The following is an 18,690-nucleotide window of genomic DNA, read 5'->3' as shown; positions in this document are numbered from 1 at the left end:
TGGCTCGTATGAGTGAGAGCTTCCCTCGCCTGCACGCCAGAACCCGTCGATTCACCCTCGGAGTGCCGCGCGGCTTCACGATCGCCCCGGGCGGTGACCGCGTCGTCTTCCTCCGGACCAGGAGCGGCTTCGACCCGGTGACCTGCCTGTGGGAGTACGACGTCCTCAGCGGCGCGGAACGGCTGATCGTCGATCCGCGCGCCCTGGCGGCCGACGAGGAGGACCTGCCGCCCGAGGAGCGGGCGCGCCGCGAGCGGAGCCGGGAACAGGCCGGGGGCATCGTCGGATACAGCACCGACGCCGCGGTGACCGTCGCGGCGTTCGCGCTCTCAGGCGGTCTCTACGTCGTCGACCTGAAGACCGCGCATGTGCGGCGGCTGAAGACCTCCGGGCCGGTGATCGATCCCCGGATGTCCCCCACCGGCGTCCACGTCGGCTACGTGACCGGCGGCGCGTTCCACATCCAGGACCTGGAGGACGAGGTCGACCACGCGCTGGCCCGCCCCGAGTCCCCGGAGGTGACGTACGGCCTGGCCGAGTTCATCGCCGCCGAGGAGATGAACCGCATGCGGGGTTACTGGTGGTCGCCGTCCGGCGACGCGATCCTGGTCGAGCGGGCCGACGAGTCGCCGGTGCAGCGCTGGCACATCGCCGACCCGGCCAACCCGGCCCGTCCCGCCACCGAGCAGCGCTACCCCGCCGCCGGCACGCCCAACGCCGGGGTCGAGCTCTTCGTCCTCACCCTCGACGGGGCCCGCATCGCCGTGCCCTTCGACGACGAGTACCTGGTCAACGCCACCTGGGACGCCCACGGCCTGTCGATCGTCACCATGACGCGCGACCAGCGGACCACGCGGCTGCTCGACGTCGACCCGGCCACCGGCACCTCCACGGTCGTGCGCGAGGACACCGACCCCGCCTGGGTCGACGTCGTCACCGGCGTCCCCGGCCACCTGTCCGACGGCAGCCTCGTCTGGGCCGCCACGTCGGAGGGCGGCCACCGCCTCATCGTCGGCGACTCCCCCGTCACGCCGCCCACCCTCCAGGTCCGCGAGATCCTCGACATCGACGGCGAGACCGTGCTCTTCCGAGCGAGCGGGGAGCCCACCGAGATCGCCGTCTGGGCCTACCGGAGGGGCCAGATCACCCTTGTCAGCCCGGCCGAGGGCGGCGTCTACAGCGGCCACACCGCGGGCGGCACCCTCGTGATCACCGGCCAGACCCTCGACAGCGAGGGCTCGGTCACCCGCGTCCTGCACAACGGCACGCCCCGCGGCCACATCACCTCCCACGCCGAGCGCCCCAACCTGGACCTGCGGGTCTCCCTGATCAGGGCGGGCGAGCGCGACCTGGCCACCGCCGTGCTCCTGCCCACCGGGCACGTGCCCGGCTCGGCGAGGCTGCCGGTCCTCATGGACCCGTACGGCGGACCGCACGCCCAGCGCGTGCTGGCCGCGGCCGGGGCACACCTGACCAGCCAGTGGTTCGCCGACCAGGGCTTCGCGGTGGTCGTGGCCGACGGCCGGGGCACCCCGGGCCGCGGCCCCGAGTTCGAGCGGGCCGTCCTGCACGACCTGGCCACCCCGGTCCTGGAGGACCAGATCGACGCCCTGCACGGCGCCGCCGCGCGCTTCCCCGACGACCTGGACCTGTCGCGGGTCGGCATCAGGGGCTGGTCGTTCGGCGGCTACCTGGCCGCCCTGGCCGTGCTCCGCCGCCCCGACGTGTTCCACGCGGCCGTCGCCGGGGCCCCGGTGACCGACTGGCGCCTGTACGACACCTGCTACACCGAGCGCTACCTCGGCCACCCCGACGAGGGCCACTACGACTCCTCGTCCCTGTTCGCAGACGCGGAGAAGCTGGACCGTCCCCTCCTGCTGATCCACGGCCTGGCCGACGACAACGTGGTCGCCGCGCACACCCTGCGCCTGTCCTCGGCCCTGCTGGCCGCGGGCCGCCCGCACAACGTGCTGCCGCTGTCGGGGGTCACCCACATGACCCCGCAGGAGGCCGTGGCGGAGAACCTGCTGCTGCTCCAGGTCGACTTCCTGAAGAAGGCCCTGGTCTGAGCCCTCCTCGGTGAGGCTCTGGTCTGAGCCTCACCGAGGGCCTCAGTGGTTCTGGCCGGGAGGGAGCGGAACCGTGTAGCCCTGCTGAGGGTTGTACGCCTGCGGGGCGACGTAGCCCTGCTGGAGGTTGTGGCCCTGCGGGGCGAGGTAGCCCTGCGGGGCGTAACCCTGCTGAGGGTTGTGCCCCTGCGGCGGGTAGTGCTGCGGAGCCGGGGGCTGCGGGGGAGGCTGCGGAAGGCGAGCGGTCCGGCGCTCCGCGGCTCCGCAGGCGGCGCCGGCGACCATCAACGCGACACCCCCCAGCGCGAAGACCTGTGCCCGTGGCATGTTCATGGGATCCCCCTCGTCCATGGCCAGCAAGAAGGCTACGAACAGCACCATGGAGCCGAAGGTGAGAAAGAGGATGCGGCCTATACCCATGGGGCGAGAGTGTAGCTTCCCGGGCTGAAGCGCTTCGGCCGTGCCAGGCACGCCTCTCCCGGCCATTACGGACGGCCCGCTATACCGGATCTGCCGTCTTTCAAGATTTCGTCAACACGACGGTCCTAACATAAGTGCCCAAACCGGTCGCGAGTGGTCCGTACAGCAGACGGGATTCCTTGTCCTCCAGACCAGGTTCCGGACCACGGACGCATCGGCACGAATGCACGCTTCGCAGGGGGGCGCCACGGGGGTGGGGTAGTTCCTGTCGCCGTGGCCTTCGTCGTCTTCACGGGAGGATGCACCACTGATGATGGTCACTCGCACGAGAATCGCCGCAGGCCTCGCGGGCCTCGTCCTGGCCGCCGGGACGACGGCTCCCGCCGCCGCGGCGACGGCCGGTGTCACACCGTCCTTCGACGTGGTGGCGCTGGGCGACTCCTACGGATCCGGCACGGGAGCCGGGGACTACGAGCCGGGCACCGAGGGGACCTGCTACCGCAGCCGCAACTCCTCCTCCGCGATCCTCGTCGAGGAGCTCCGGCAGCGCGGCACGAATGTGAGATTCACCAACGTCATGTGCAGCGGCGCGGCCATCCAGGATCTGCGGCAGACGTTCAAGGGAGAACCCCCGCAACTCGACGCGCTCCGCCGGAACACCGATCTGGTGACGCTGAACATCGGCGGCAACGACGTCGACTTCGCCGGATACGGCAACGTGTGCGTCCAGGCGGACTGCACGGGCGCGCCCACCGCCGCGATCCTCGACCGCATGCCCGCCCTGAAGCGGTCCCTGAGCGGCCTCCTCACCGAGATCAGGCGTCGCAGCCCTCGCGCCCAGATCGTCATGACCGGGTACGGCAGGGCGGTCACCCGTGGCCAGAACGCCACCGGCGTACCACTCGACCCGATCTGCGACGCCGGCATCTTCAGCGCCGAGGAGCGTCTGGCGGGGGCGAAGGTCTCCGGCGCGCTGGACGCGACCCTGTCCAGGACCGCGCAGGCCGCCAGAGCACGCGGGGTCGACATCCGGTTCGTCGGCCCGCACCTGAACTCGACGACCCTGCGCCCCGAGTTCGCCGGGCACTCGCTGTGCGAGTCGACCGACCCGTTCTACCGGGGATTCGACGCCCTCGCCCCCGGCCAGGAGGGCGGCGTCGCGGTGCTGCACCTCAACCGGCAGGGCCACGCCGCCCTCGCCGCCCTCATCCAGCGCAAGGTCCCCATCCTCGCCGCCCCCTGACCCGGTTTCCGGGAAGCGGGCGCGACGAACCGGGCACGGCACCTCCAGGTGAGAGCCACAGAAACCCGCTCTCACCTGGAGGTGCCGTGCCAGCTGCTCCACAGCGCCGCGTACGAGCCTCCCGCCGCGACCAGCTCGTCGTGGGAGCCGAGCTCGCTGATGCGGCCGTCCTCCACCACCGCGACGCGGTCGGCGTCGTGGGCCGTGTAGAGGCGGTGGGCGATGGCGATGACCGTGCGGCCGTCGAGGACGGCGGCGAGCGAGCGTTCCAGGTGGCGGGCGGCGCGGGGGTCGATCAGCGAGGTGGCCTCGTCGAGGACGAGGGTGTGCGGGTCGGCCAGGACCAGCCGGGCCAGGGCCAGCTGCTGCGCCTGGGCGGCGGGGACGGACTCGCCGCCGGAGCCGACGGCCGTGTCGAGTCCTTCCGGCAGGGCCTCGACCCACTCCCAGGCGTCGACGGCCTCCAGCACCTCGCGGACCCGCGCGTCGTCGGCGTCCGGCCGGGCGATGAGCACGTTGTCGCGTACGGTGCCCCGGAAGACGTGGTGCTCCTGGGTCACCAGGGCGACATGGCCGCGCAGGTCGTCCAGGGGCAGCTCGACCAGCGGGACGCCGCCGACCGTGACCGCGCCGGTGCGGGGGCCGTGGACGCCCGCGAGCAGGCGTCCCAGCGTGGACTTGCCGGCCCCTGACGGGCCGACCATGGCGAGCCGCTCGCCGGGCCTGACCGTCAGGTCGATGCCGTGCAGCACGTCGTGGCCCTCGCGGTAGGCGTAGCGGACGTCGTCAGCGTTCAGCTCGCTGCCCTCGGGGGCGGCGGAGCCGGCCTCGCGGTCGTCGGGCACCTCGGCGACGCCCAGCAGGCGGGCCATGGAGGCGCCGCCGACCTGGAGCTCGTCGATCCACATGAGCAGCCGGTCGAGCGGGTCGATGAGCTGCTGGACGTACAGCGTGGCGGCGGTGACCTGCTCCAGCGAGACCCAGCCCCGGATGTAGAAGATGCCGCCGATGACCAGCGTCGCCACGATCGGGATCACGTAGCCGAGCTCGACCGAGGGGAACCAGACCGTGCGCAGCCCCATCGTGTATCTCTCGGCCGCCCACGACTCGGCGATGTCGGCGTCGGTGCGCTGGTGGCGCCGCCTCTGCAGGCCCAGGGCCTCCACCGCGCGAGCGCCGTTGACCGTCTCGGCCAGGCCGTCGGTCATGTCGGCGTACGCCGCGCTCTCGCGCAGGTAGCCGTCCCTGGCCCGCTTGAGATACCAGCGGGTGGAGATCCACAGGATGGGGACGGCCAGCAGCGAGGGCAGCGCGAGCAACGGCCCGACCAGCACCAGCGCGCCGACGGTGATCACGCAGGTGACCAGCGCGATCAGCGTCTCGGGCACGGCGTGCCGCACCGTGCGCGACAGCGAGTCGACGTCACGCGAGGTCCGCGAGATCAGGTCGCCCGACCCGGCGCGCTCGACCGTGGACAGCGGCAGGCCGAGCACCCGCTCGACGAACTCCTCGCGCAGTTCGGCGAGGACCTTCTCGCCGAGCCTGGAGGAGGCGTAGACGGCGAACCTGACCAGCACCGCCTGGGCGACCACGAAGCCGCCGATGGCCAGCGCCACCTGGGTGACGTCGATCCCGGAGCCGTCGTGGACGCCCTGGACGAGACCGCCGAGCAGCCACGGCACCGCCAGGCCCGCGACGGCGGCCAGGGCGTGCAGGAGCAGCGCCACGGTCAGGTCGCGGGGGTACTTCAGGGTGAGCCTGCGGGCGTACGCCCGGACCTGCGCCTGGTCGGCGACGGGCAGGATCTGCCTGCTCATGACGTCTCCCCCCTGGTGACGACGGCGGTGTAACCCGGGTGGGCGGCGAGCAGCTCCCGGTGCGTGCCCTCGGCGCGCACGACGCCTCCCTCGACGTAGATGACGTGGTCGGTGCGGTCGAGCACCAGCGGGCTGGTCGTGCAGACCAGCGTGGTCTTGCCGGCGCGGGCCTTGGCCAGCCGGTCGGCGATGCGCGCCTCGCTGTGGGCGTCGACCGCGCTGGTGGGCTCGATGAGGATGAGCACCTCCGGGTCGAGGGTGAGCGCCCTGGCGAGCCGGAGCCGCTGCTGCTGGCCGCCGGAGAACTCCCGGCCCGCCTCGGCGACGCGCCCGTCGAGACCGCCGGGCAGCGCCTCGACGATGTCCTCGGCGCACGCGGCCCGCAGCGCATGGCCGAGCTCCTCGGCCGTGGCCCGGCCGGTGACGTCGAGCTCCTCCCTGAGCACCCCGGCGAACAGCTTGGCGTCGTTGTCGGCGACGAGGACGCGGCGGCGCACCTCGGAGATCGGCAGGGTCTCCAGCGCCACGTCGCCGAAGTCGACGTCGCCCTCGCTGTAGCGGCCGAGCCGGTCGGCGATGGTCGCCGCCTCCTCGGGAACGGCCGCCGCGACGGCGGTGAGCACGCCGGGGCGCACGGCCACCCCGGAGGCCACGTCGCGCAGCAGGCCGCCCTCGGAGCGTCCGGTGCCACCCTCCACCTCGGGCCGCAGCGCGAGGATGCGCACCACCCTGCGGGCGGCGACGTGCCCCTTGGTCAGCTTGTCGGCGGCCTCGGTGAGGGTGCGCACGGGGGCGATCAGGAAGGCGGCGTAGCCGTAGAAGGCGACGAGCTGACCGGCGCTGATCTCGCCGCGCATCGCGAAGGTCGCGCCGAGCCAGGTCACGCCGGTGACCAGCAGCCCCGGCAGCAGGACCTGCGCGCCCTCCAGCAGGGACTCGACGGCGGCCACCCGCACGCCCGCGTGACGCACCCGCTGGGACTCGGCGCCGTAACGGTCGGCGAAGACCCGCTCGCCGCCGATGCCGCGCAGCACCCGCAGGCCGGTGACGATGTCGGCGGCGCGGGTGGACAGGTCGCCCTGCAGGTCGCGGTGGGCGTTCTGGCGGCGGTGCAGCGGCCTGAGCAGGGGGGCGACGGCGACCGCCATGAGGGGCAGGCCCACCAGGACCGTCAGGCCCAGCGGCGGCGAGCTGCTCATCAGGATGACGGTCACGACGGCGATGGCGACGATCGCGCCGCTGCCCCGGAGCATGATGTCGACCGCGTTGCCGATGTGGGCGATGTCGGAGTTGCCGACGCTGACCACCTCGCCGGTGGACATGCGCTTGGGCAGGGTCGCGCCCAGCCGGGTCGACTGCCTCGCGGTGACCTGGACGGTCCGGTAGGCGGCGGCCAGCCAGTTGTAGACGGCCATCCGGTGGCGCAGGACGCCCGTGACGGCCTGCGCGATCCCCAGGGCGAGCACCACCCCGCCCCAGGTGGTCAGGGACGACACGTCCCTGGCCGTGATGGCGTCGATCCCCTTGCCCATCGCGTACGGCACGAGCGCCATCGCGAGCCACCACAGGATGGCGTAGACGATGCCGAGGGCCATCGGGCCCCCCTGCATGCGGATCACCCACCGCAGGTATCTGACCGGGCTGCGGGCATCGGGAACGCCGGGATCGGCGGCGGGTAAGGAGCGCATGGCTCTGCAAGGGTCACAAACTCCGCCCTGACCAGGCAAATCATTTTCGGCCCCTCGGGCGTGTCGCCGTCAATCAGAGTTGACAAATGGCTCATGTCAACTTAGATTGACGACATGAGTGATACGGCGCAACTGGCATCCGACGCCGGTAGCCGCGATCCGGCCGTGGGCCTGCGGGCCGTGCGGGCACTGCGGACGCTGGTCGACCGGCTGGAGGCCCTCCAGGTGGAGAACGCACGGGACCAGGGCTGGTCCTGGCAGGAGATCGCGCACTGCCTGGAAGTGACCCGGCAGGCGGTGCACAAGAAGTACGCGGGTGGCCGAGGTTTGCTGAGACGGGAGAGATAGCGATGTTCGAACGGTTCCACCGCGAGGCCCGCCAGGCGGTGACCCTCGCGCAGGAGAACGCCCGCAGGCTGCGGCACGACGTCATCGGCACCGAGCACCTCCTGCTCGGCCTGCTCGGCCAGCCGGAAAGTCTCTCCGCGCGGGTGCTGGGCCGTCACGGCCTCGACCACGACGGCGCCTACCGGTCGGTCGTCCGCCTCACCCCGCAGAAGCCGGGCGACGCGCTCGACGCCGAGGCGCTGGAGTCGATCGGCATCGACCTGTCGGCCATCAGGGAGAAGGTGGAGGCGGCCTTCGGGCCGGGCGCCCTGGACCGCAGGCCCGACACTGAGCGGCGGGGCCGCGTGTTCGGCGGCTTCCACGTCCCCTTCAGCCCCCGGGCGAAGAAGACCCTGGAGCTGTCCCTGCGCGAGGCCATCAGCCTCAAGCACAACTACATCGGCGACGGCCACATCCTCCTGGGCATCCTGCGCGAGGGACGGGGTCTGGGCAGCAAGGTGCTGGCCGACGCGGGCCTCGACGCCGCGAGCCTGCGACAGGAGATCGTCGCCGAGCTCGGCCAGCCGCACTGACCCGAGAGGCCGGGTACGCGGCCGACGGGCGAGCGCGTACCCGCTCACCGCGCGCCGTTCTCCGTGTCCCGCTGAGCGCTCAGCGGGATCGGGCGAGCCGGAACCCGAGGTCGTCGACGCGGAAGGTCGGGTGGCTCTTGCGGCGGCACGACGCCCGGCATCCCCGGGGGAGGTCGTACGCGCCTCCGCCGCGGAACACGCGGTACGGGCCGTAGACCTCGGGATCGTAAAGGTCCCAGCACCACTCCCACACGTTACCGATCATGTCGTGGAGGCCCCACGCGTTCGGCGCCCTGGTCGCGACGTCGCGCACCTCGCCGCCGGAGTTCCCCCGGTGCCAGGCGATGTCGTCCAGCTCCCCGTAGCGGACGCCGGAGGTCCCGGCCCTGCACGCGTACTCCCACTCGGCCTCGGAGGGGAGGCGATAGCCGTCGGCACCCCAGTCGCAGACCACGTCCTGCCCGTCGCGGTCCTCGCCCGTCGAGTAACAGGGGTCGAGCCCCGCCGTCCGGGAGAGGAGATTGCAGAACCGGACCGCCTCCATCCAGGAGACCTCGGTCACCGGCGTCCGAGGGCCCGCGGGACTCGCGGGACTCGCGGGCCCCTCGCCCAGGACGGCGCGGTACAGCTCGCGGGTCACGGGATGCGGCGCCAGCCGGAAGGCCTCGATCTCGACCTTCCAGATCCTCTTCGTCCCCTCGTCCCGCAGGAAGGTCCTCCCGGCGGGGATCTCGACCATGCGCCCGGCCATGTGCTCGGCCATGCGCCCGGCCATGTGCTCGGCGATCGCCTGGGGCGGCGTCGGTTCGGGACTCATCGCGGGTTCTCTCCTCTGCGATCGGTTCGTGCCGGTGACAGGCAGGGGCGACCCCGATCCGGAACGGGAAAACGGGAGCCGCCCCCGACAGGGGCGACTCCCGTCTCCGGGGAACCTACTTGGCGGCGCGCAGGTAGTCGCGGTTCATCTGGGCGATGGTGTCCAGCGGGATGCCCTTGGGACAGACCGCCGTGCACTCGCCGGTGTTGGTACAGCCGCCGAAGCCCTCCGCGTCCATCTGCTCGACCATGGCCTTGGCGCGGGAGTCGCGCTCGGGCTGGCCCTGCGGCAGCAGGCCCAGGTGGGTGATCTTGGCGGCGGTGAAGAGGGAGGCCGAGCCGTTCGGGCAGGCGGCGACGCAGGCGCCGCAGCCGATGCAGGTGGCCGCGTCGAACGCCGCGTCGGCGTCGGCCTTCTTCACCGGGACGCTGTGCGCGTCGGGGGCCGATCCCGCCGGGACGGAGACGAAGCCGCCCGCCTGGATGATGCGGTCGAACGCCGAGCGGTCCACCACCAGGTCCTTCACCACCGGGAAGGGCGCGGCGCGCCACGGCTCGATGGTGATGACCGCGTTGTCCTCGAAGTGCCGCATGTGCAGCTGGCAGGTGGTGGTGGCCACCTGCTCGCCGTGCGCGACACCGTTGATGACCATGCCGCACATGCCGCAGATGCCCTCGCGGCAGTCGTGGTCGAAGGCGACCGGGTCGTCGCCCTCCAGGATGAGCCGCTCGTTGAGGACGTCGAGCATCTCCAGGAAGGACATGTCCGGGGACACGTCCTCGACCCGGTAGGTGACCATGCGGCCCTTGTCCTCGGGGCCCCTCTGCCGCCAGACCTTGAGAGTGAGATTCACTTGTAGCTCCGCTGGCTCATCTTGACGTACTCGTAGTCGAGATCTTCCTTGTGCAGGATCGGGCCCTGCTCCCCGTACTCCCAGGCGGCGACGTAGGCGAAGTGCTCGTCGTCGCGCAGGGCCTCGCCGTCGGCGTCCTGCGACTCGGCGCGGAAGTGGCCGCCGCAGGACTCGGTGCGGTGCAGCGCGTCGATGCACATCAGCTCGGCCAGGTCGAAGAAGTCGGCCACCCGCCCGGCCCGCTCCAGCGCCTGGTTGAGCTCTCCGGCCTCGCCGGAGACCTTCACGTTCCTCCAGAACTCCTCGCGCAGCTCGGGGATCCGCTCCAGGGCCTTGCGCAGCGACTCCTCGGTGCGCTCCATGCCGCAGTAGTCCCACATGATCTTGCCCAGCTCGCGGTGGTAGGAGTCGGCGGTGCGGTCCCCGTCGTTCGACAGCAGCCTGGCGATCTTCTCGCGCACCGCGACCTCGGCCTCGGCCACGGCCTCCTCGTCGACCTCTCCGTACGGGCCGTTCGCGAGGTAGTCGCCGATCGTGGTCGGCAGCACGAAGTAGCCGTCGGCCAGGCCCTGCATCAGCGCGGACGCGCCGAGGCGGTTGGCGCCGTGGTCGGAGAAGTTGGCCTCGCCGATCACGAACAGGCCCGGGATCGTGGACTGCAGGTCGTAGTCCACCCACAGGCCACCCATCGTGTAGTGGACGGCCGGGTAGATGCGCATCGGCTGGGCGTAGGGGTCCTCGCCGGTGATGCGCTCGTACATCTCGAAGAGGTTGCCGTACTTCTTCTCCACCGCGTCGCGGCCCAGCCGGCGGATCGCGTCGGCGAAGTCGAGGTAGACGCCCAGCCCGCCGGGGCCGACGCCGCGGCCCTCGTCGCAGACGTTCTTGGCGGCGCGGGAGGCGATGTCGCGCGGGACCAGGTTGCCGAACGCCGGGTAGATGCGCTCCAGGTAGTAGTCGCGCTCCTCCTCGGGGATCTCCGAGGCCGGGCGGGTGTCGCCCCGCTCCAGCGGCACCCACACGCGGCCGTCGTTGCGCAGCGACTCCGACATCAGGGTCAGCTTCGACTGGTACTCGCCGCTGACCGGGATGCAGGTCGGGTGGATCTGGGTGTAACAGGGGTTGGCGAACATCGCGCCGCGCCGGTGCGCCCGCCAGATCGCCGTGGTGTTGCAGCCCTTGGCGTTGGTCGACAGGAAGAACACGTTGCCGTACCCGCCGCTGGCCAGCACGACCGCGTCGGCCAGGTGCCGCTCGATCTCGCCGGTGACCATGTCGCGGACGATGACGCCGCGCGCCCGGCCGTCGGAGACGATCAGGTCGAGCATCTCGTGACGGGTGTGCATCTCGACGGTCCCGGCCGCGATCTGCCGCTCCAGCGCCTGGTAGGCGCCGAGCAGCAGCTGCTGGCCCGTCTGACCCCTGGCGTAGAAGGTGCGGGAGACCTGCGCGCCGCCGAAGGAGCGGGTGTCGAGCAGGCCGCCGTACTCGCGGGCGAACGGCACGCCCTGGGCCACGGCCTGGTCGATGATGTTCACGCTGACCTGGGCGAGCCGGTAGACGTTGGACTCGCGGGCGCGGAAGTCGCCGCCCTTGACCGTGTCGTAGAACAGCCGGTAGATCGAGTCGCCGTCGCCCCGGTAGTTCTTGGCCGCGTTGATGCCGCCCTGGGCCGCGATGGAGTGCGCGCGCCGGGGCGTGTCCTGGTAGCAGAAGGACTTGACGTTGTAGCCCAGCTCGCCGAGGGTCGCGGCGGCCGAGCCGCCCGCCAGCCCCGTGCCCACGACGATGACGTTGAGCTTGCGCTTGTTGGCCGGGTTGACCAGCTTGGCGCCGAACTTGCGCTTCTCCCAGCGGTCCTCGATCGGGCCGTCGGGGGCCTTGGTGTCGCGGATCGGCGCACCCTCTGTGTATCCCGTGGTCATGCCCCGCTCACCGCTCCTCGCTCGCCATGCGGAAGGTCCGCCTCTCGTCCGCCGTACGGGAGATCCGCTCCTCGTACGCCGTCGTGCCCGTCACGCCGGGCCCCGCTCACTTGATCACTCCGATGACGACCGCGACCGGGACCGCGAGGAAGCCGACGACCAGCAGCGCCGACAGGCCGGTGGCGGTGGCCTTCAGCGAGCGGTAGCTGCGGCGGCCCGCCAGGCCGAGCGTCTGGAAGGCGCTCCACAGGCCGTGGCGCAGGTGCAGGCCGACCATGACGACCGCGAGCACGTAGAACAGGGTGATCCACCAGCGGGACGGCGCGAAGCCCTCGACGAGGCGCTCATACGGGGTGGAGCCGGCACCCGCCGGGTTGACCGCGCCGAACGTCAGGTCCAGCAGGTGGTAGACCACGAACAGCACGATGACGACGCCGCCGTAGCGCATGGTGTGGACCGCGTAGCCGCTCGCCCGGGACTTGCGCCTGGCCGCGTACCTGACCGGGCGGGCCTTGCGCGCCCGCCGGGCCAGGGAGATCGCCGACCACATGTGCAGCCCGACCGTGACGACCAGCCCGACCTCGATGAGGGTCAGCAGGGTGCGGTACGGGAGGATCGGCTCGCCCACGGTCCGCAGGAAGGCCGCGTAGGAGTTGAAGGACTCGGCGCCGAAGAAGCTCTTGAGGTTTCCGACCATGTGGCCGACAAGGAAGAGCACCATCAAGGCGCCCGTGACGGCCATCACGGCCTTCTTGCCGTTGGAGGAGCGGAGGAAACCGCCCCGCCGCCTGGGCGGCGCCGGCTTCGCTGGGGCGTCCGCCGTGGGTTTCACCGACGCGGTGGCGGATCCGCGCTCAATCGTGGCAGTCACGTTCGTCACGCTAGGTAGGAGGGTTTACCGGCGTCCAAGTCATCATGGATGTGGTTTCCATAGCCTGCGGCTATTGACTCTGCGTCCTGCGGCTTCCGGGGCCGCGGCCCCGGGGTGGTGCGAGCAATCTCACAACTTCCCCGCCAAATCCTCACATCGTCTCGCACGCCACCGCCCGCCCCGGATCCGAGGCCGCAGGACCCGTGCGCTATGGGTCCCGCGTCCGGGATTCCAGGCGCTCGAGGTCCCCGGCGGGTCCTCGGCGCCCAGGACTGCGCCCGCCCGGCGACTCGCCCCCCGGCAACGCGCACACCGGGGGGCCGTACGCGAAGGAGCCCCTACGCTAGGGAAACGTGCAGCTCCAGCAACTGGCCTACTTCGTGGCGGTCGCCGAGGCCCGGCACTTCACCCAGGCCGCCGAGGGGATGCGCGTCGCCCAGCCTTCGCTGAGCAAGCAGATCAAGGCCCTGGAGGCCGAGCTCGGCGCGCCGCTGTTCAGCCGCGCCCGGGGGAACGTCACGCTGACCCCGGCGGGTGAGGCGCTGCTGCCGCTGGCCCGCAGGATGCTGGCCGACGCCGAGACCGCCAGGAGCGAGGTCGGCGAGCTCGCGGGACTGCGCCGAGGACGGGTCCGGCTGGGCGCGACCCCCTCGCTCTGCGCCGGGCTGCTCGCCGACGCGCTGGCCAGGTTCCACCACGCCTACCCCGGCATCGAGCTGTTCGTGGAGGAGGGCGGCTCCCGCGACCTGGTCCGCACCCTCGCCCGCGGCCAGCTCGACCTGGCGCTGATCATCATGCCCCTGCACAGCGACGACCCCGCCCTCGTCACCGAGGAGATCCTGCGGGAGAACCTCGTCGTCGCCTCCCCCTCCGACGATCACCCCCGCCGGCCGTACGTGCGCATCGAGGAGTTGCGGCGGCGGCCGATGGTGATGTTCAGGCGCGGGTACGACCTGCGGGAGGCGACGCTCAGCGCCTGCAGGCAGGCCGGGTTCGAGCCCAGGTTCGCGGTGGAGGGCGGCGAGATGGACGCCGTGCTGCGCTTCGTGGAGGCCGGGCTGGGGATCGCACTGGTTCCCTCGATGGTGCTGGACGGCCGCCCGGGACTGACCGGGACGCCGCTGGCACCCCCCGGGCTGCGCCGCACCATAGCCATCGCGCACCGCAAGGACGTCGAGCCCACCCGCGCCGCGCAGGCCTTCCGCTCGGCCCTGCTCCTCTTCCTCACCGAGGCCGCCCGCGACGGCAGCCTTCCCCAGGGACTCGATCTGATCACCGAGAGCTGACCACCGAGAACCGGTCAAGAGCTGACCACCGAGGACCGGTGACCGAGAGCCCGCCCCGTCCGGCGGATCCGCTCCGGAAACCGTCACCGCGGCACGCGGCGCGGGCGCCCGCCGCGTGCGACGGCGGGGGTTTGCGGGCCGTGCGGCCGGGCAGCGGCCATGGATGCCCCGGCGGCCGGGCGAGCGCTCGACGGGTGCTCGACGGCCGTTGTGGCGCGTTCCTGACGTGCGGCAGGTCACGATATCGGCCGCGTGGATCACAGGAACTGATCAACACCCTCTAAGTCCCGGTGTCACACTATTCTACGTAGCGTCGACAGGTTCTCCCGATCTCACGAAGAGGCGTCAGTGACCGCCCCCGCCAATGAAACGCTCACACTCCTCCTCATCGAGGACGACGCGGGCGACGCCTTCCTCGTGGAGGAGCTGCTCAGCGAGGCGGACAACCCACCCAAGATCATTTGGGTGCGCAGCATGGCCGAGAGCCGGGAGCGCCTCACCGAGGACGTGCGGTGCGTGCTCGTCGACCTCTCCCTGCCCGACGCGACCGGCCTCGAGGCGCTGGAGCAGGTGCTGTCGATGGCTCCGCACGCCGCCGTGCTGGTGCTGACCGGCCTGAACGACACCCACGTCGGCGTGGAGGCCGTCGCCGCCGGCGCCCAGGACTTCCTGGTCAAGCAGGACGTGGAGGCCCGCCTGCTGGCGCGGGCGATCCGCTACTCGATAGAGCGCAAGCGCGCCGACCTGGCCCAGCGCAGGCTGGTCGAGGCCGAGCTGCTCACCAAGGAGAACTCCCGCCTCGAACGCGGGCTCCTGCCGGTCCCGCTGCTGGCCCCCGGGGTCCTGGACCACCAGGCCCGCTACCTGCCGGGGCGCAGGCGCGCCCTTCTGGCCGGTGACTTCTGGGACACCGTGCAGAGCCCCGACGGCGCCATCCACGTGGTGGTCGGCGACGTGTGCGGGCACGGCCCCGACGAGGCCGCCCTGGGTGTCGCGCTCAGGATCGCCTGGCGGACCCTGGTCCTGGCCGGGCACACCGGCAACGAGCTGCTCGGCACCCTGGAGTCGGTGCTCCGCCTGGAGCGCAAGTCCGCGGAGATCTTCACCACTCTGTGCATCGCCACGATCGACTCCACGCTCGACCGGGCGCGGATGCACGTGGTCGGCCACCCGCCGCCGCTGCTGATCCGCGACGGCGTGATCGGCGTGGTGCCCGGCACCCCCTCGGGGCCCCCGCTGGGAATCTTCCAGGACGTCCAGTGGACGGCGATCGACGTTCCGCTCGGCGACGACTGGTCGCTGCTGCTCTACACCGACGGCCTGATCGAGGCCACCGTGGGCGGCGGGCCCGACCTGCTCGGCACCGAGGGCCTGCTCAGGCTCGTCCAGGAGCAGGGCGGGATCGAGCTCGACCGGCTCATCGAACGCGTCATCGAGCTGAACCGCGACGCGCTCAGCGACGACCTGGCGACCGTGCTCATCTCTCGAAGCGGAAAACGATGACCGACCGTTCGGACCGTCCTGACCGTTCGGAGCGCCCGGATCACGGCCTCAGTCCTCGCCCCCTGCCCGCGCTCACCCCCGCGAAGGGGTTCGGGAACCTTCCGGTGGGACGCTGGTTCACGCTCGCCGGGGTGGGCATCGCGCTGGTCTTCATGATCTCGGCCGTCATCACGATCAAGGCGATCGAGGAGACGCGAGAGGCCAGGGAGTCGCTGGTCGACGTCGTCGACCCGGCGGCGCTGCGCCTTCTGGAGATCTCCAACGCGATGACCTCGCAGGAGAGCTCGGTGCGGGCGTACGGCAGGACCAACGAGGAGACCTCCCTGCGGGACTACCGGAACGCGATCGCCGCGGAGAAGACCTCGCTGGACGCGCTCGTCGCGCTGCTCCCCCGGATGCCGGAACGGCAGGCGGTCACCGCCGAGGTGGCCGAGCTGAGAGCCACGGGAGACGCCTGGCGGCGCGACTACGCGGAGGCTGTCATCGCCGCCGTGCCGACCCTGAAGACCAACGCCGCCCGGCAGAACGCCTCCATCAACGCCACCCGGTTCAACGAGGTCCGCCAGTCCCTCGCGGGGCTCCAGAGCCACCTGAACCGGCTGCACGAAGCCGGTGTCGTCCGGTTCGACCTCGGCTGGCGGGCCCTGTACGTCGCGCTCATCGGGGTGGCCTCGGCGCTGGTCGTGGCCGGGATCGCCGCGGTGCTCATCGTGCGGTACGCGGTGCTCCGCCCGCTGGCCGAGCTGAACCAGCAGGTCCGCGCGGTCGCCCAGGGCGATTTCGACCACAAGCTCAGGGTGGAGCGCCCGGCCGAGCTGTCCGAGCTGTCGGGCCATGTCGACGCGATGCGCCGCCGCATCCTCGCCGAGTGGCGCCGGTCCTCGGAGACGCGGCGCAAGCTGGAGGACCAGGCGGCGGAGCTGAAGCGCTCTAACGGCGAGCTCGAACAGTTCGCCTACGTGGCCAGCCACGACCTGCAGGAGCCGCTGCGCAAGGTGGCCAGTTTCACCCAGATGCTCGAGCAGCGCTACGGCGACCAGCTCGACGAGCGCGCCAAGCAGTACATCGCCTTCTCCGTCGACGGCGCCAAGCGCATGCAGATGCTGATCAACGACCTGCTCGACTTCTCCCGGGTCGGCAGGCTGGGCGGCGAGCGCACCAGGATCGACGCCACCGTGCCGTTCAAGGCCGCGCTGAACAACCTCGGCGCCACCATCGAGGACGCCGGGGCGACGGTGACCCACGACGAGCTGCCCGAGGTGTACGGCAACCGGGCGCAACTGACCCAGCTCTTCCAGAACCTCATCGGCAACGCGATCAAGTTCCACTCGCAGGAACCGCCGGTGATCCACATCGGGGTGCGGCGCGACGGGGACATGTGGGAGTTCTCCTGCACCGACAACGGCATCGGTATCGACAGTAAATACACTGACCGCATCTTCCTCATCTTCCAGCGCCTGCACGGCCGGGACGTGTACGCGGGCACGGGCATCGGGCTGGCGCTCTGCAAGAAGATCGTCGAGTACCACGGTGGCCGCATCTGGGTGGACACCGAAGGCGCCGGAGGCGGCGAGAACGCCGAAAGCGCCGGGAACACCGGGAACACCGAGAACGTCGAGAACACCTCAATCGCCGAAAAGACCGAGAACAGCGAGAACGTCGGGAAAACCGCCACGCCGGGCACGACCTTCCGCTGGACCCTTCCCACAGGAGACACCGATGAATGACCTGCGCTGGATCGACGTACTCCTGGTCGAGGACGACCCGGGCGACGTCCTGCTGACGCGGGAGGCCTTCGAGCTCAACAAGGTCCGCAACAAGCTGCACGTGGTCAACGACGGCGAGCAGGCCATGGCCTTCCTGCGCAAGGAGGGCGACTACGCCGACGCGCCCCGGCCCGACCTGATCCTGCTCGACCTCAACCTGCCCCGCAAGGACGGCCGGGAGGTGCTCCAGGACATCAAGGCCGACGAGAAGCTCCGCGGGATCCCGGTGGTCGTGCTGACCACGTCGGAGTCCGAGGAGGACATCCTGCGCAGCTACAACCTGCACGCCAACGCCTACGTCTCCAAGCCGGTCGACTTCGACCAGTTCATCAGCGTGGTCCGGCGGATCGACGACTTCTTCGTGACCGTCGTCAAGCTGCCCAACTCCAGCCAGCACTACTGACGGCCCGCGGGGGCGGAAAAACAGGGGTTGCCCACCCGCCGCATCCGTCCCCACGGCCCCCCGAGACCTCCCTGTGATCGTCCACCTCGTGAGACGTCGCAGGCGAGGGACTCCTGCCACGCGAACGTGACAGGAATCACACCGAGTCAGTGAAATTGTGAGAGACCCCTTACACACAACCCCTGGACGTCGTCGTAACGTATCCCCCACCAACATGCGCGCGCACGTGTGAGCCGGCGCGACGATGGCCCGGACGCGCGGCACAACTGAAACAACCCGGACCCCTGGGCGAGCGGGGTCCGCGGGAGGTGGAGAGGTCTCGATGACCCAGACAACGGCCGAGAGCCCGGCCAGAAGGCAACGTGCGCAGATCAAGGAGCGCACCCTGCGGACCGACCAGTGGTGGCGCTATCCGCTGGTCACTTTCATCATTTTCACGGCATTCCTCGTCTACGCCACATGGGCGATCTTTGATACAAACTACTTCGTATCGCCGTACCACGCGCCGTTCGCGTCGCCCTGTCTGGCGACGAGCTGTCCGCCGGACGCGCGACTGTTCGGCCTCGCCCCCTTCGGCGACTGGTACACCCTGCCTCCCGGCCTGCTGATCCTCGGCCTTCCCGCGGGGTTCCGCTTCACCTGCTACTACTACCGCAAGGCCTACTACCGGGGGTTCTGGCTCTCGCCCCCGGCCTGCGGGGTGAACGAGCCGCACACGAAGTACTCCGGCGAGTCGCGGTTCCCGCTGATCCTGCAGAACATCCACCGCTACTTCTTCTACGCGGCGATCCTCATCGGCCTCGTCCTCGCGTACGACGCGGTGAAGGCGCTGATCGAGAAGCCGGCCGGCCTGGGCACCTGGATCCTGATCGCCAACGCGGTCCTGATCAACCTGTACACGCTGTCGTGCCACTCCTGCCGGCACATCACGGCCGGGCGCCTGAACCACTTCTCCAAGCACCCGATCCGCTACCGGGCCTGGGGCTTCGTCTCCAAGCTCAACGCCAGGCACTCGCAGCTCGCGCTGATCTCCATGTTCTCCGTCATGGGCGCCGACCTGTACGTGCGCCTGGTCGCCAAGGGCATCATCGCCTTCTCGTTCGCATAAG

16 protein-coding genes are annotated in these 18,690 nt (G+C 70.9%); 9 read left to right on the top strand and 7 right to left on the bottom strand.

Features of this window, described 5'->3' with window-relative positions; translation table 11 throughout:
- Nucleotides 1-8: 8 nt before the first annotated feature.
- A complete protein-coding gene (locus ACTOQ1_RS17705) occupies nucleotides 9-2,069 on the top strand; it encodes a prolyl oligopeptidase family serine peptidase (RefSeq protein ID WP_440068411.1) in 2,061 nt (686 codons plus the stop codon).
- 42 nt (nucleotides 2,070-2,111) lie between these two features.
- On the opposite strand, the gene ACTOQ1_RS17700 is transcribed toward ACTOQ1_RS17705, so the two are convergent.
- On the bottom strand, nucleotides 2,112-2,450 hold the full coding sequence (locus tag ACTOQ1_RS17700; protein ID WP_440068409.1) for a hypothetical protein: 339 nt from the start codon (nucleotides 2,448-2,450) through the stop codon (nucleotides 2,112-2,114).
- 349 nt (nucleotides 2,451-2,799) lie between these two features.
- On the opposite strand from ACTOQ1_RS17700, the gene ACTOQ1_RS17695 reads away from it, so the two are divergent.
- The gene (locus tag ACTOQ1_RS17695) at nucleotides 2,800-3,732 is read left to right on the top strand and encodes an SGNH/GDSL hydrolase family protein (protein WP_440068407.1); all 933 of its coding nucleotides are present in this window, start codon (nucleotides 2,800-2,802) and stop codon (nucleotides 3,730-3,732) included.
- Nucleotides 3,733-3,803: 71 nt separating this feature from the next.
- Here the strand turns inward: ACTOQ1_RS17695 and ACTOQ1_RS17690 are convergent, their stop codons facing one another.
- Together ACTOQ1_RS17690 and ACTOQ1_RS17685 are read right to left on the bottom strand one after the other, a co-directional pair.
- Complete coding sequence (locus ACTOQ1_RS17690; protein WP_440068405.1) at nucleotides 3,804-5,549, bottom strand: ABC transporter ATP-binding protein; 1,746 nt, start codon at nucleotides 5,547-5,549, stop codon at nucleotides 3,804-3,806.
- Entirely contained in the window at nucleotides 5,546-7,237 is a 1,692-nt protein-coding gene (locus ACTOQ1_RS17685) for an ABC transporter ATP-binding protein (RefSeq protein ID WP_440068403.1), read from the bottom strand. The genes ACTOQ1_RS17690 and ACTOQ1_RS17685 overlap by 4 nt, the downstream gene beginning before the upstream one ends.
- A gap of 114 nt (nucleotides 7,238-7,351) precedes the next feature.
- On the opposite strand from ACTOQ1_RS17685, the gene ACTOQ1_RS17680 reads away from it, so the two are divergent.
- A complete protein-coding gene (locus tag ACTOQ1_RS17680) occupies nucleotides 7,352-7,585 on the top strand; it encodes an RNA polymerase subunit sigma-70 (protein WP_362685234.1) in 234 nt (77 codons plus the stop codon).
- 2 nt (nucleotides 7,586-7,587) lie between these two features.
- Nucleotides 7,588-8,157, top strand: coding sequence for a Clp protease N-terminal domain-containing protein (locus ACTOQ1_RS17675; RefSeq protein ID WP_440068400.1), 570 nt, complete (start codon nucleotides 7,588-7,590; stop codon nucleotides 8,155-8,157).
- Between the two features lie 79 nt (nucleotides 8,158-8,236).
- Here ACTOQ1_RS17675 and ACTOQ1_RS17670 read toward each other — a convergent pair whose 3' ends face one another.
- The 4 genes from ACTOQ1_RS17670 to ACTOQ1_RS17655 form a co-directional block, all read right to left on the bottom strand.
- A complete protein-coding gene (locus ACTOQ1_RS17670; RefSeq protein ID WP_440068598.1) occupies nucleotides 8,237-8,896 on the bottom strand; it encodes a formylglycine-generating enzyme family protein in 660 nt (219 codons plus the stop codon).
- A 193-nt stretch (nucleotides 8,897-9,089) separates the two neighbouring features.
- The gene (locus ACTOQ1_RS17665; protein WP_440068398.1) at nucleotides 9,090-9,827 is read right to left on the bottom strand and encodes a succinate dehydrogenase/fumarate reductase iron-sulfur subunit; all 738 of its coding nucleotides are present in this window, start codon (nucleotides 9,825-9,827) and stop codon (nucleotides 9,090-9,092) included.
- On the bottom strand, nucleotides 9,824-11,752 hold the full coding sequence (locus tag ACTOQ1_RS17660) for a fumarate reductase/succinate dehydrogenase flavoprotein subunit (RefSeq protein ID WP_440068396.1): 1,929 nt from the start codon (nucleotides 11,750-11,752) through the stop codon (nucleotides 9,824-9,826). The genes ACTOQ1_RS17665 and ACTOQ1_RS17660 overlap by 4 nt, the downstream gene beginning before the upstream one ends.
- A gap of 106 nt (nucleotides 11,753-11,858) precedes the next feature.
- Nucleotides 11,859-12,623 (bottom strand): succinate dehydrogenase cytochrome b subunit, encoded by a 765-nt coding sequence (locus ACTOQ1_RS17655; RefSeq protein ID WP_440068394.1) that lies wholly within the window; start codon nucleotides 12,621-12,623, stop codon nucleotides 11,859-11,861.
- Between the two features lie 353 nt (nucleotides 12,624-12,976).
- Between ACTOQ1_RS17655 and ACTOQ1_RS17650 the strand changes: the two genes are divergently transcribed.
- From ACTOQ1_RS17650 to ACTOQ1_RS17630, 5 genes are all read left to right on the top strand, one after another.
- On the top strand, nucleotides 12,977-13,909 hold the full coding sequence (locus ACTOQ1_RS17650; RefSeq protein ID WP_440068392.1) for a LysR family transcriptional regulator: 933 nt from the start codon (nucleotides 12,977-12,979) through the stop codon (nucleotides 13,907-13,909).
- A gap of 348 nt (nucleotides 13,910-14,257) precedes the next feature.
- On the top strand, nucleotides 14,258-15,412 hold the full coding sequence (locus tag ACTOQ1_RS17645) for a PP2C family protein-serine/threonine phosphatase (RefSeq protein ID WP_440068391.1): 1,155 nt from the start codon (nucleotides 14,258-14,260) through the stop codon (nucleotides 15,410-15,412).
- Between the two features lie 104 nt (nucleotides 15,413-15,516).
- Entirely contained in the window at nucleotides 15,517-17,139 is a 1,623-nt protein-coding gene (locus ACTOQ1_RS17640) for a sensor histidine kinase (RefSeq protein ID WP_440068389.1), read from the top strand.
- Nucleotides 17,132-17,581, top strand: coding sequence for a response regulator (locus ACTOQ1_RS17635; protein WP_362685208.1), 450 nt, complete (start codon nucleotides 17,132-17,134; stop codon nucleotides 17,579-17,581). The genes ACTOQ1_RS17640 and ACTOQ1_RS17635 overlap by 8 nt, the downstream gene beginning before the upstream one ends.
- 322 nt (nucleotides 17,582-17,903) lie before the next feature.
- Nucleotides 17,904-18,689 carry a hypothetical protein gene (locus ACTOQ1_RS17630; protein WP_440068387.1) on the top strand — a complete coding sequence of 262 codons (786 nt, stop codon included), beginning with the start codon at nucleotides 17,904-17,906 and terminating at the stop codon, nucleotides 18,687-18,689.
- The last annotated feature ends 1 nt before the right edge of the window (nucleotide 18,690 follow it).

Source organism: Streptosporangium sp. OZ121, from assembly GCF_051918885.1.
In the GTDB taxonomy this organism is placed as follows: domain Bacteria; phylum Actinomycetota; class Actinomycetes; order Streptosporangiales; family Streptosporangiaceae; genus Streptosporangium.
Note: the sequence above shows the minus strand (reverse complement) of the source record. Positions and strands in the feature narration are given on the sequence as shown.